General features: G+C 41.1%; 12 protein-coding genes. 5 read left to right on the top strand and 7 right to left on the bottom strand.

The window, feature by feature from the left end; translation table 11 throughout:
• The first annotated feature begins 19 nt into the window (after positions 1-19).
• The 4 genes from H5087_RS09690 to glpD all read left to right on the top strand — a co-directional run bounded on the left by H5087_RS09690 (position 20) and on the right by glpD (position 5800).
• Entirely contained in the window at positions 20-1024 is a 1005-nt protein-coding gene (locus H5087_RS09690; protein ID WP_182671892.1) for a Gfo/Idh/MocA family protein, read from the top strand.
• 29 nt (positions 1025-1053) lie between these two features.
• Positions 1054-2379, top strand: a complete 1326-nt coding sequence (locus H5087_RS09685; protein ID WP_182671891.1) for a dienelactone hydrolase family protein — start codon at positions 1054-1056, stop codon at positions 2377-2379.
• 204 nt (positions 2380-2583) lie between these two features.
• Positions 2584-4083 (top strand): glycerol kinase GlpK, encoded by a 1500-nt coding sequence (gene glpK, locus H5087_RS09680; protein WP_033013631.1) that lies wholly within the window; start codon positions 2584-2586, stop codon positions 4081-4083.
• 211 nt (positions 4084-4294) lie between these two features.
• A complete protein-coding gene (glpD, locus tag H5087_RS09675; protein ID WP_182671890.1) occupies positions 4295-5800 on the top strand; it encodes a glycerol-3-phosphate dehydrogenase in 1506 nt (501 codons plus the stop codon).
• Between the two features lie 59 nt (positions 5801-5859).
• On the opposite strand, the gene H5087_RS09670 is transcribed toward glpD, so the two are convergent.
• Complete coding sequence (locus tag H5087_RS09670; protein WP_182671889.1) at positions 5860-6810, bottom strand: 2-dehydro-3-deoxygalactonokinase; 951 nt, start codon at positions 6808-6810, stop codon at positions 5860-5862.
• A gap of 3 nt (positions 6811-6813) precedes the next feature.
• On the bottom strand, positions 6814-7572 hold the full coding sequence (locus H5087_RS09665) for an SDR family NAD(P)-dependent oxidoreductase (protein ID WP_182671888.1): 759 nt from the start codon (positions 7570-7572) through the stop codon (positions 6814-6816).
• A 199-nt stretch (positions 7573-7771) separates the two neighbouring features.
• Between H5087_RS09665 and H5087_RS09660 the strand changes: the two genes are divergently transcribed.
• Positions 7772-8473, top strand: coding sequence for a FadR/GntR family transcriptional regulator (locus tag H5087_RS09660; protein ID WP_182671887.1), 702 nt, complete (start codon positions 7772-7774; stop codon positions 8471-8473).
• 371 nt (positions 8474-8844) lie between these two features.
• Here H5087_RS09660 and accC read toward each other — a convergent pair whose 3' ends face one another.
• The 5 genes from accC to cutA all read right to left on the bottom strand — a co-directional run bounded on the left by accC (position 8845) and on the right by cutA (position 13545).
• A complete protein-coding gene (gene accC, locus H5087_RS09655; RefSeq protein WP_002958843.1) occupies positions 8845-10185 on the bottom strand; it encodes an acetyl-CoA carboxylase biotin carboxylase subunit in 1341 nt (446 codons plus the stop codon).
• A 26-nt stretch (positions 10186-10211) separates the two neighbouring features.
• Complete coding sequence (gene accB, locus H5087_RS09650) at positions 10212-10676, bottom strand: acetyl-CoA carboxylase biotin carboxyl carrier protein (RefSeq protein WP_002958842.1); 465 nt, start codon at positions 10674-10676, stop codon at positions 10212-10214.
• Positions 10677-10714: 38 nt separating this feature from the next.
• On the bottom strand, positions 10715-11167 hold the full coding sequence (gene aroQ / locus H5087_RS09645; RefSeq protein WP_002958841.1) for a type II 3-dehydroquinate dehydratase: 453 nt from the start codon (positions 11165-11167) through the stop codon (positions 10715-10717).
• A 228-nt stretch (positions 11168-11395) separates the two neighbouring features.
• A complete protein-coding gene (locus H5087_RS09640) occupies positions 11396-13225 on the bottom strand; it encodes a protein-disulfide reductase DsbD (RefSeq protein ID WP_182671886.1) in 1830 nt (609 codons plus the stop codon).
• Positions 13225-13545 (bottom strand): divalent-cation tolerance protein CutA, encoded by a 321-nt coding sequence (gene cutA, locus H5087_RS09635; RefSeq protein WP_149601987.1) that lies wholly within the window; start codon positions 13543-13545, stop codon positions 13225-13227. The genes H5087_RS09640 and cutA overlap by 1 nt, the downstream gene beginning before the upstream one ends.
• Positions 13546-13624: the final 79 nt, after the last annotated feature.

Raw genomic sequence — 13624 nt, 5'->3', positions numbered from 1 at the left:
ATAAACTTAAGGAATAAGCATGGCAAAGGTTAATTGGGGAATTATTGGGTGTGGCAATATAGCTCACACCTTTGCTAAAAGCATTGCGCATTGTAGTGATGCACAGCTTATTGGCGCAGCTTCAACGAGTATGCAGCGCGCTAAAGAATTTGCAACACCGTACAATATTCAAGGCTACGAGAGCTATCAAGCTCTTATGCAGTGCCCAAATATAGATGCTATTTATATTGCCAATACGCACGATCAACACTTTAAAACTATCGCCCAATGCTTAAAACACAATAAGCACGTGTTAAGCGAAAAACCAATTACCGTTAATGCTAAGCAGTTGCAAAGTCTCACTGAGCTTGCCAAGCAACAAAACTGCTTTTTAATGGAAGGCGTTTGGATGCGATTTTTACCCGCCATAGTAAAATTACAACAGCTCCTAAGTGAAGGTGTTATTGGTAATGTGCACAGTGTTAATGCCAACTTTAGTTTACCAGGCAGCTTTGCCGACACTCACCGATTAATGAACCCTGTAACAGCGGGTGGCGCCCTGCTCGATTTAGGTATTTATCCTATTTCGATTGCTGATGTGGTATTTAATAAAACCCCTGAACACATCAAATCCTTTGTACATAAAAGCACAACCGGCGTTGATGAGCGAAGCACTGCTATAGTTGATTACGGTAACGGGCAATTTGCATCTCTTGCCAGCGCACTGCAGCAAAATGGCCCAACAGAAGCATGTATTAATGGTGAGCTTGGCTATATTCGAATACCTCAGTTTGTAGGTGCAAAAACGCTAGAGCTACACATAAAAGACCAAGACCCTCAGTACTTTGAATACGACTTTAGTGACGATGAAAACTTTAAGTTTGAAATTGCACATGTCACGCAGTGTATATTACAAAAACAAACTCAAAGCAGCGTGTTGCCCCTCGGTACTAGCTTACGAGTTATGAACATAATGGATACCTTGCGAGCACAGTGGCAGCTGCAATATAGCAATGTCGTCGAGTCGGCTGAACTGACAAATTAAAAAATAAAAATACACAACAAGGACACACAATGACACACACACTCAAGGCGCTTTCAAAAGCCATATTACTTGCAACGTGCAGTTTATCTGCCAGTGTAGCTGTTGCTGAATCTAATAAACCAGAGCAGCTATACCCGCCAATCACTAGCGAAGTACTGCCAGAGCTTGCAGCTAAAGGTAGCTACAATGTAGGTGTGCAAACACTTGATTTAGTTAACCCTGCGCAATTTGACCCCGCTACACAAGGCCGTAAAGATCGTCCTTTAAAGGTAGAGGTGTGGTATCCGGCTGAAAATACAGCAAAAGCGCCACTTACCAGCTACACAGATGAAACTCGCTCAGGTAAAGAGTTTACTTTGCAAGCCGATGCAATGCGTGATGTCGCCATTAATAATAAAGAACACTACCCTGTGATAGTGCTTTCGCACGGTTATACCGGTTACCGTACAATTATGTACTACCTTGGCGAGCATTTAGCGTCGCACGGTTACATTGTGGTAGCTATTGACCATACTGACTCAACCAATGCCGATGTTGATTTTAAAAACGCACCGTTTTCTGGTTTTTTTAGCACGCTTATAAATCGCTCACGCGATCAGCAGTTTGTAATTAATTACTTTAATGAGCAAAACAACTTTGCCAGCAAGCAGGTAGATAACAAAAGCGCAGGTGTAATTGGTTACTCAATGGGTGGCTATGGCGCGGTAAATACAATAGGTGGTTGTTACGCTTTTAATGAGCAAACTACGGCTATGTTTACGGGTATGAAAGACCCAGCTCAAATTAAACAAGTACAGCAATTACTAAACAGCTGCGCTGGTGGACAATACCAAAATCCAAAAGTAGACCCTCGTATAAAAGCCATGGTGGCCTTTGCACCGTGGGGCGGACAGCACGCTATATTTGATGCCAAAGCAATGGAAAATATTAAAGTACCTTCGCTTTATGTGGCCGGTGACTTAGATGACATTTCAGGCTATGAAGGCATTAAAAGTCTTTATGAACAAACAGGCAGCAAAGATAAGTACATGCTTACTTACAAAAATGCACGCCATAATATAGCACCACACCCAGCCCCTGCTATTGCACAAAGCAGCAGTGAGCTAGATATAGGCCATTACTATGAGCCTTCGTGGTCTATGCGCACACTAAACGAGACCAACAAACACTTTGTACTTGCCATGATGGATTGCCACGTAAAAGGCATAGACCGCGAGTGTAAATACTTAGATTTACCACAAAACGGCGACCAAGCTGTTGTTGATGGTAAGCCGCTGCCACAGTGGCGCGGGTTTGATAATCGCTTTTCTACCGGTATGGATTGGCAACAAGCTAAACCTCACACCAAGCAATAATAAACTTTAAGCGGTTGTTTTAATCAATAGCCGCATACGCCCTTAAAATAATGCAAAAATAAAACGCCTTTTATATAAAAGAGTTACCAGCAAATATTAGCGTGTTTATTTTTTAATCTGCTATTTTAAGAAAAAACCATTGCCATTAACTTCGGTTAAAGGCAATCTAGTCATATATAAGATAAGATAAATAACATAAATATCATGTCCAAATACATACTCTCAATTGATCAAGGAACCACAAGCTCTCGGGCCATCTTGTTTACAAAAGATGCAGACGTTTTTGGTACAGCACAACAAGAATTTTCGCAGCACTTTCCACAAAATGGTTGGGTAGAACACGACCCTAACGATATTTGGCAAACAGTGCTTAGCACTAGTCGCGAAGTCTTAACTAAAAACGATGTAAAGCCTGAAGAAATTATTGCCATTGGTATCACCAATCAGCGCGAAACCACTTTGGTATGGAACAAAAAAACAGGCAAAACAATTTATAACGCTATTGTATGGCAAGACCGTCGCACCAGTGACTATTGCGAAAGCCTAACAACTGATGAGCTTTGCCAAACAATAAGCGATAAAACAGGCTTACTGCTCGACCCTTATTTTTCGGCCACTAAAGTTCGTTGGATTTTAGATAACGTTGAAGGCGCACGCGAACAAGCCCTTGCAGGTGAGCTCGCCTTCGGTACGGTTGACACTTACCTACTTTGGCAGCTAACTGGCGGTAAAGAGCACCGCACCGATGCAACCAATGCATCGCGCACCATGTTATTTAATATTCACACCCAGCAGTGGGATCAAGAGCTTTTAGAGTTATTCGATATTCCAGAATCTATGCTGCCAGAAGTAATGGATTCAGCTGACGAGTTTGGTTCAACCAGCGCTGATATTTTTGGCGCGCCAATTCGTGTTTGTGGTATTGCAGGCGATCAACAAGCTGCGCTTGTAGGACACGCATGTTTTGAACAAGGCATGGCTAAAAGTACTTACGGTACAGGCTGTTTTTTAATGCTTAACACTGGCGAAAAAGCACTGACCTCAGAAAACCGCTTACTGACCACTGTTGCTTATAGATTAAACGGCAAGCCAACTTACGCCATTGAAGGCAGTATATTTATGGCTGGCGCAACTATGCAGTGGATTGTTGAAGGCTTAAAACTACTTAGCCATGCTGGCGAAAGTGAGTCGATGGTTAAAGATGTACCGCTCGATCATGGTGTATTTTTAGTGCCTTCGTTTACTGGTTTAGGCGCTCCTTATTGGGACCCTAATGCACGCGGCGCTATTTTAGGGCTAACACGCGACTCTGGTATTAGCACTATTGTTGCGGCTGCTTTGCAATCAGTTGGTTACCAGACCAAAGATTTACAAAAAGCGATGGAGCGTGATGGCCTTCGCCCAAGTGTGCTTCGTGTAGATGGCGGTATGGTAAAAAATAATTGGGTTATGACCTTTTTATCAAACATTTTAGGTGCAACAGTTGAGCGACCAACAGTGACCGAAACCACTTCTTTAGGGGTCGCTTATTTAGCAGGCTTGCAAGCAGGTGTGTACGAGTCGACTGAACAGTTATCTAAAATGTGGACATGCGACCGTCGCTTTGAGCCCACCATGAGTGCCGACGAGCGTAACGATCTATACGCAAAATGGCAGCACTGCGTAGCTCAAGTCTGCTTAACGAATAAAAACTGCCCGCAGTAAATACCAAGTGGCTAAGGCCAGTACTTTAGCCACTTTGCTTTTTTAACTTAGCTAAATGCTAGATTTAAAAGGCATGCTTTACTGCTTAAAATTGAAAATGGATTGGCGTCAAAATTAACGAATAAAAAACTGGGTTTTCTATTGTCAAATGAAAACTGCAGCTTTATGATGCTTATGTCTTATTTATATTACAAATAAAAAGGTTAGCTCGGTGGAATTAGCAGATAACGAATATGACTTACTAGTCATCGGTGGCGGTGTAAACGGCACTGGAATAGCAGCTGATGCAGCTGGCAGAGGGTTAAAAGTTCTATTGTGCGAACAATCAGACCTTGCCTGTGCAACATCTTCAAACAGTTCTAAGCTGATCCACGGCGGTCTGCGCTACCTTGAGCATTACGAATTTAGATTAGTAAAAGAAGCGCTAGCAGAGCGTGAAGTGCTACTTAAAAACACACCTCATATTATGTGGCCGCTAACCTTTAGATTGCCGCATCAAAAACACCTGCGCCCTGCGTGGATTATTCGCATTGGCTTGTTTATGTATGACAACCTAGCAAAACGCGAAACACTAGCGGGTTCTCGAAGCATTAAATTTGGTGAAAATAGCGTTTTAGAACCCTCTATTACTAAAGGTTTTGAGTACTCAGATGGCTGGGTTGATGACTCTCGCCTAGTCGTTTTAAACGCCCTAGCAGCGCAGCAAAAAGGTGCTGTTATTACCACGCAAACTAAGTGTGTAAATGCTAAACGTGAGCAAGGTAAATGGCAGGTAACCCTTGAGCAGCAAAAGAGCAAAGCTAAATACACCATTTCTGCCAAAGGGATTGTTAATGCTGCGGGTCCTTGGGTTGCTAAATTATTTGACGAAGCACTAACAGAAAAATCACCACAAAATATTCGCCTTGTAAAAGGTAGCCACATTGTAGTGCCTCGTATTCACGATGAAAAACAAGCTTATATTTTACAAAATAAAGATCAGCGTATTGTGTTTGTTATTCCGTTTGAAGATGACTTCTCACTTATTGGCACAACCGATGTAGAGCACAAAGGTGAAGCACAAGACGTTAAAATTAGTGATGAAGAAATTGATTACTTAATTGATATTACTAATACCTACTTTAAACAACCGATTAAACGCGAAGACATAGTACATACCTTTTCTGGTGTACGCCCATTACTTGATGACGAATCAGTTAATGCACAAGCCGTTACTCGCGATTATAAATTAGAGCTTTCGAGTGATGCTAAACAAACACCTCTACTGAGTGTGTTTGGCGGAAAAATTACAACTTATCGCAAACTTGCCGAAGCTGCGGTTAATAAGCTTGAAGACTTTTACCCACAAATGAGTGAAGCGTGGACGAAACACAGTGCGCTTCCTGGTGGAGACTTTAGCTCGGTAGAAGAGCTTAAGTCTGAACTTAGCGCTGCTTACAGTTGGTTGCCAGAAGTGACTCTTAAACGCTTTGTACGTACTTACGGAACTCGTGCAAAACTAATTTTAGGTAGTGCAACACAGCTCAGTGATTTAGGCCAAGACTTTGGCCATGGCTTATTTGCAGCAGAAGTAGATTACTTGCTAAATGAAGAGTGGGCAGAAAACGCATACAATATATTATGGCGCCGCAGTAAATTAGGACTACGTTTTAATGAGGCGCAAGTTGCTGCGCTTAATGATTATATTGAGCATAACCAAGCAGCTAAAAGCGCTTAACTATCAAGTTATAATAGCTTCCTGTTAACCCCTTTATAATTTAACCGTTATAAAGGGGTTTATTTTTTTGACTCTAAATTAAATAAATAATTAAAGCCGCTAAGCGTCGCTGTTTTAATATCAAACTCAACACACTTCACACCTATTTGGTTAAGCGCCGTAGTAAAACACTTATTCAGCTGCTTTGTGCCAATCACCACAACTTGCGTATCACTTAATAATTGCCATTCGCTAGCGTGGCGAGCTGCTCGTACATCGCTGCCAATTAATACCCCCGACAAATAGGCTTTAGCTTGTACTGGCGTTAACTCCTTTGAAAGCTGGCGGGTACGCACACTAAAAATACCATGTGCCAAGTTACCGCTATCACTACCTAAAGTTAACTCACAGCCTTGCTCAAATGCTTTAAAGTCAAACTCACCTTCTACGCAGTCGTTAGGAATTAAAACACTTTGATGACATAACAAATCATATAACTCACCGGTCATGGCTGTTTTAAAGCAAATGATTTCGCCATTGTTTATGAGCACCCATTTGGTATGTGTGCCAGGCAAACAGAGTAATATTTTACCTTGTTGATACTCTGTATTTTGCTTTAAAAACCCTAAAATTTGCAGCTCTTCGCCGCGCATTACATCAAACAAGCCATTTTGCAGCGTACACTTTGTGCCAGGTAACGCTTTAGTAATATGTCCATCGCAATCAAAGCTAACAGCAGCATTAAGTAACCCTTCGGGATTAATTGGGCATTCTAAATAAGGTGTTTCGTGCCAGCCGATGCTTGAGGTAATTTGTCCTGCAATATATATAGGTAAGATGCCATACTCTTGCTTCCACACCGCAATGGTGTCGATTAGGGTTTGCTCAAAATTTTGATTTGCCTTAACAACACCAGGGCCATCACGTTGTGCTAATAGTTTAAGTGTTGATTGCGCTTTTACTTCGCACAAATAAGCGCGTAAATGGCTCGTGCCCCAGTCAACAGCAATAAAAAGAGATGAAGTAGCCAAGCTTTAAAGCCTCCCACCGTCAATTTTAATACTTTGCCCGGTGATCATACTGCTTTCATCGGCAGCTAAAAAGAGTGCCAAATTAGCAACATCTTCAGGTGTTACTAATTTTTTAAGCGCCATGGCTTCCATCCACTTAACTTGCTCTTCTTCGGTAAACCAGCTTGCTAGTTGACGGTCGGTAGCCACCCACCCTGGTAAAATAGCGTTAACACGAATTCCAAACTCGCCGTAATCGCGAGCCAATGCCTTAGTCATACCAATTAGGCCTGCTTTTGCGGTTACATAGCCTGCCATTTGAGGTTGCCCCATAATAGCGTTAATAGAACTAAAGTTAATGATACTGCCCGCTCCATTGCTCTTCATAAAAGACATAGCAACTTGAGAGGCAAAAAATGCAGGGTTTAAGTTTATTTGTAAGCATTGATCCCAGTCTTGGACTGTAACGTCTTCGCTTGCTTGACGGCGATCGTTCGCTACATTATTAACTAGTACATTAATGGCACCAAAAGCGGCGCATGCATCCACAAGTGATTGCTGAAGTGCATGAGAGTCAGTTACATCAACTTGCCTATACCATAGTTTTGCATTGGGTAAATCACGAATAAGCGATTGCGCTGCCTTATCATCAATATCGATAAATGCCACTTTTGCATTTTGGTTTACAAAGGATTTAACCATTGCTCTACCAATGCCTGATGCACCGCCTGTAATAAAAATAACTTTACCAGAAAGACTATGATATTGAGCTAGGGTGTTCAAATTCAACTCTCCATACAGCGCATTTTCAATTTTAATTAAACCCTTTATAAACTTACATTTACAGTATAAAGAGCCAAACTAAGTTGTTATTGCTGTGCTAAAATATTTAACTAATTAAAAGTTTATATCATATCCTTAAGTACATTAATATGATATATGATATATAATAAAGCAATATATCAACTCGGAATCCTGCGCAATGAAAAGCCAACCCCGTCAAAATTTAACACAACAATTAACCCACGATTTGGGTTTTGCTATTGTGCGTGGTGTTTACCCTGTAAGCGAAGGCCTGCCTTCTGAAGCCGATTTATGTATAAAGTATGATGTTAGTCGCAGCGCTACCCGCGAAGCGGTAAAAATGCTCTCTGCTAAAGGGTTAATTTCATCGCGTCCTAAGCAAGGTATTCGTGTATTACCTGAAAGTAGCTGGAACATGTTTGATACCGACGTACTTCGTTGGATTTTAAGCAGCAAGCCATCACTGTCGTTATTAAAAGAGTTTACTCAAGTACGCGTTGCCCTTGAACCACAAGCGGCCGCTCTTGCAGCACTAAATGCAAATGCAGAACAACTCGCTGATATAGATAATGCCTTAGCCCGTATGGCTGAAGCAGACGAAGGCTTAGACGACCCATTAGAAGCCGACATTGCTTTTCATACCAGCATATTAGTGGCCAGTAACAATCGCTTTTTTGTGCAGTTAACTGAGTTTATTAGTACAGCCCTTAGAGTAAGTATTCGTTATACAAACCATATTAAAGGTGTACCGGGCGCAGACGTTGCTAAGCACGCTGATATTTTAGAGACTATAAAGTCACGCGATCCTGAGCGCGCTAAAAAAGCAGTAGAAACAATTTTAGAAGAAGCACTACAGTTAATTGAATCTAAATTAGTGTAATGTTAGTTCAACATATTGTATAAATATTGAGTCCATCGAATTTACTCTTTGCAATATATTTTATGGACTTTTTTATTGCCTATAAGGTTTAATACCAATCCGCAATAATACTTAATCATTTTGCGGGGCTAAACCTGTCGCTACCTGCGTTAAAAAATTCTCATTTAGAACAACTAAATAGCGAATTTTTTGCCTAGCTATCAACACGTTTTTCCGCCCTCAAAATAGATCATTTAATTAAGCGAATTGGTATAAATTACAGACATTAAAAAATCCGATATCAGTCTCCTGATATCGGATTTTTAATTATTTAAATCAGCTTAATAACTCGGGTTATTAACTAAGATAAAACGCCTTTTTACAGGCTAGAATTACAATCCTAATTTCTTCTCAAGATAGTGGATGTTAGTACCACCATTTTGGAAGTTTTCATCTGCAAGAATTCTCTTATGCAAAGGAGTATTAGTTTTAATTCCGTCAATTACTAGCTCGTTAAGTGCATTGCGCGCGCGGGCAATAGCTACGTCACGGTTTTCACCGTAAGTAATTAACTTACCAATCATTGAATCGTAATGTGGTGGAACCGTATAGTCAGCGTAAATATGGCTGTCCCAACGAATACCTAAGCCACCAGCAGGATGGAAACGTGTAATTTTACCCGGTGAAGGGATAAACGTTTCAGGGTCTTCAGCATTAATACGACACTCAATAGCATGACCACGAATAACAACGTCGTCTTGCGTGAATGATAATGGTTGACCGGCAGCAATTTTTAACTGCTCTTTGATTAAATCAATACCAGTAACCATTTCAGTTACAGGGTGTTCAACCTGAATACGTGTATTCATTTCGATGAAGTAAAACTCGCCGTTTTCGTATAAAAACTCAAACGTACCTGCACCGCGGTAACCGATTTCGATACATGCACGTGTACAGCGCTCACCAATAAATTTACGTGTTTCTGCAGTAATACCTGGCGCTGGTGCTTCTTCAACTACTTTTTGGTGACGACGTTGCATAGAACAATCACGTTCACCTAAATGTACTGCATTACCTTGGCCATCTGCTAATACTTGAACTTCGATATGGCGTGGGTTTTCAAGGAATTTCTCCATGTAAACCATGCTATTACCAAAGAACTGCTTAGCTTCTTGCTGTGTTAATGCAATTGAATCAATAAGTTCAGATTCGCTACGAACAACACGCATACCACGACCACCACCGCCACCAGCGGCTTTGATGATTACTGGGTAACCGATTCGTTTAGCGATTTGCATGTTACGTTCTTTATCATCTGATACCGGACCATCAGACCCTGGTACACATGGAACGCCTGCTTTACGCATTGCTGAAATAGCAGAAACTTTATCACCCATAAGGCGAATAGTGTCACCTTTTGGACCAATAAATACAAAACCACTTTGCTCAACTTGGTCGGCAAAATCAGCGTTTTCTGCAAGGAAACCGTAACCTGGATGAATCGCTACAGCGTCAGTTATTTCAGCCGCAGCAATAATGCGCGGGATATCTAAATAACTTTCAGTTGCTGATGGTCTACCAATACAGATGGTTTCATCTGCAAGCAATACATGCTTAAGATCGCGATCCGCCGTTGAATGCACAGCAACCGTTTTGATCCCAAGCTCTTTGCAGGCGCGCAATATACGAAGTGCAATTTCACCTCGGTTTGCAATGACTACTTTATCTAACATTAGAGTTGGCCTTTTAGGTTACGCTATTATTCAATGATGAATAGAGGTTGATCAAATTCTATTGGCTCGCCATTTTCAGCTAAGATAGCTCTTACTGTACCGGCTTTATCTGACTCAATTTGGTTCATCATTTTCATAGCTTCGATAATACAAAGCGTATCGCCAACTTTAACTTGCTGACCAACTTCTACATACGCTGGAGCTTCAGGAGACGCTGCTGCATAGAAAGATCCAACCATTGGTGATTTAACTTGATGGCCAGTAGGTTCTGCTGGAGCTGCTGCTTCAACTGCTACAGGAGCTGCTGCAACTGGAGCTGGGGCTGCTGGCGCTGGTGCATATTGCTGTGGAGCAAATTGCGGGTAACCAGGGCCTGCGCTCATGTTGTTACGGTTAATACGTACTGATTCTTCACCTTCAGTGATTTCTAGCTCAGCAATACCTGATTCTTCTACTAATTCGATAAGCTTCTTTATCTTGCGAATATCCATTACACGACCCGCCTGTTTGTTTGTGTGTTAATTTAAAATTAAATCGAGTTTTTCAACCGGCTCACAGCGGCATTTAATGCTGCGTGGTAACCCATTGCACCTAATCCACATATCACGCCTTGTGCCACATCAGAAAAATACGAATGATGACGAAAGGCTTCACGTGCGTGCACATTACTTAAGTGCACTTCAAAAAACGGAATATCAACACTTAGCAATGCATCACGTAATGCAACGCTTGTATGCGTAAATGCAGCAGGGTTAATTATTATGTAATCAACCGCTTGCCAAGCACTGTGTATTCGCTCAATGAGGGCTTGCTCACTATTACTTTGAAAATGTGCTAACTCAACATCTAGACTATCAGCGGCACTGGTTAGTTCGCTCATAATTTCACTTAGCGTTTGAAAACCGTATTTATCCGGTTCACGCTTGCCAAGCATGTTCAAATTTGGACCATTTATAACTAAAAGGTTAAATTTTGCAGCCATAATACGCGATATATCCTATAAGTAATGAGTTAAGCGGTTGCTAAGTAGTTTTTCGCTTTTAAGCAAGCAGAAAAAAGTAATGTAGCAACAAATTCTCACGTTAACCAACTATTATAGTGATTTCGATGTAAATAGCAGCAAAATACTGGTCCAATCTCTATTTTGGGAACGAATAACTAGGAGGGAGTCGTAAGCCACTTGGTATATCCAAGTGGCTCTATTGCACTATTATTGTGCGCTGGCGCGCACTGTAGCAAGGTGTTTAGCAAAATCTTCTGCGTTTAAAAAGCCGGTTACACGTTGTGTAGTTAGCTCTTTACCTTGGGTGTTAAAAAACAAAATACTAGGTAAACCAAACACGGTGTACTCTTCCATTAACTCAATTGTTTTATTGTCACTGTTTGTTAAATCAACTTGAATTAGCTGATAATGGCTAAATTCACTTTGCACTTTGGCATCTGGAAACGTGTAATGCTCAAACTCTTTACACGCCACACACCAGTCAGCATATAAGTCGACCATAACCATTCGACCTTCATTATTCGCTTGCGCTACGGCTTCTTTTAGCTCAGCTAAATCCGCCACCTTTTTAAACTCATTACTTTGTGAGCTTACTTGCACAGCTTGTACTGGCCAAAAGTAGTTTTTAGTTAACGTAAACCCTGTCATAACTAATAGCGTTGCAGCAAACCATAATACAGTTTTTAACTTGCTTTGTGTTTGGCTACTTTGCCAGTGATGTAGGTAAAGTGCCGTTGCTAATGCAAGCACACCAGCCATTAATAATATAATGTCGGCGCTCACTAGTCGCTCAAGTAATATAAGCGGCACAACAAGCATTACAAAGCCAAACAAAGTTTTAACTTGCTCCATCCAACCACCTGCTTTAGGCAGCAATTTACCGCCAGATGTCCCAAGTAATAAAAGTGGTAACCCCATACCTAAACTAAGCACGTATAGCGTTAAACCACCTACTAAGTAATCACCACTTTGCGCTACAAATAAGAGCGCCGCCGACAGTGGCGCAGTAGTACACGGTGATGCAATCAACCCCGACAGTACACCCATTAAAAATACGCCAACGTAGTTGCCGCCTTTTTGGTTATTACTTACCTGAGTTAGCTTGCTCATCATACTGCTTGGCAGTTTTATTTCGTACCAACCAAACATCGACATAGCCAATAATACAAATAGTAAACTAAAGCTAACTAATACAAATGGATGCTGTAAATACCCCTGAACTTGCCCACCAAGCGCCGCAACAACTAAGCCTAGTGCTGCATAAGTAACTGCCATGCCTTGTATATATACAAACGACAACGCAAACGCTTTTTTAGTTGAAAGGTTTTGCTGACCCGCAATTAAGCTCGACAAAATAGGAAACATTGGAAATACGCACGGCGTAAAAGCAAGGCCTACACCAACAACAAAAAATATAAGTAAATTAGTTATTAAGCCCTGACTTGCTAACTGTTCAGTAAAGGTGAGTTCTTTTTCGGTATCATCCGAATTTGTTGTAGGTTCAGTAGCTGGCTCGTTTAGTGCTGCAAATGTACTTTGCGCTGTTGCCGCTTCATCGGTAGCGCTATTTTGATCTACATTTTTAACCTGTGCGCCACTAATAACACTAAGTGGGATGCTAATTACTTCTGGTGGATAGCAAAGCCCTGCTTTTGCACAGCCTTGGTAACGAACTTTAACCACGGCGCCTTCGGTTACATTACTTAGCTTACTAATAACACTCGCGGAGTTAAAAAAAACCTCTGTTTTACCAAAAAATTCATCTTCAATAATTTCGCCACTGCCAGAGTCGCCTACTTGAATGTTTGCACCTTTGGCGATAATTTCTATTTTCTTTTTATATAAATAATAGTCTGGTGCTATATCCCAACCTACAAACAAGGTACTGCCTTGTTGGTCAAAATCAAAAACAAACGCTTGGTCTACAGGTAAAAAAGTCTGTTGCGGAGGCCCAAGTAGATCACCAAGCACATTATTAGTCGCAGCCTTTACGGGTACGGTTAATAATGTAACCAACAATAAAAAGAAAAAACGCATTAATTCAGTACCTCGTCCATCCAATTAAAATATGCCAAATTACCTGTTGAAACTTCTACAACCTGAATCTCCGGCACTTCGTAGCTATGTAGATCTTTTATTGTTAAAAATACATCGTTCATTTTATCTGCTTTTGTTTTTATAAGTAGCTTGGCTTCAGTTGCTTCTGCTACTTCGCCCTCCCACATATAAATAGAGCCCATGTTAGGTAAAATATTTACACAAGCTGCTAGCTTTTTTTCTACCAACGCCCTTGCTAGGCTGCGTGCTTCTGCTTCGTCTTTGCAGGTCGTAAAAATCATTTTAAAATGCGTAGTCATTATGAACCTATTCTTATTGGACAGTGTCTAGCTTCATAGTATCTGATAGCCGATACAATGTGTAGACGCTTAAATATCA

The sequence above is a fragment of the Pseudoalteromonas sp. SR43-7 genome (assembly GCF_014163785.1).
In the GTDB taxonomy this organism is placed as follows: domain Bacteria; phylum Pseudomonadota; class Gammaproteobacteria; order Enterobacterales; family Alteromonadaceae; genus Pseudoalteromonas; species Pseudoalteromonas distincta.
The sequence above is the reverse complement of the archived record's forward strand: the minus strand, read 5'-3'. Positions and strand labels throughout refer to the sequence as shown.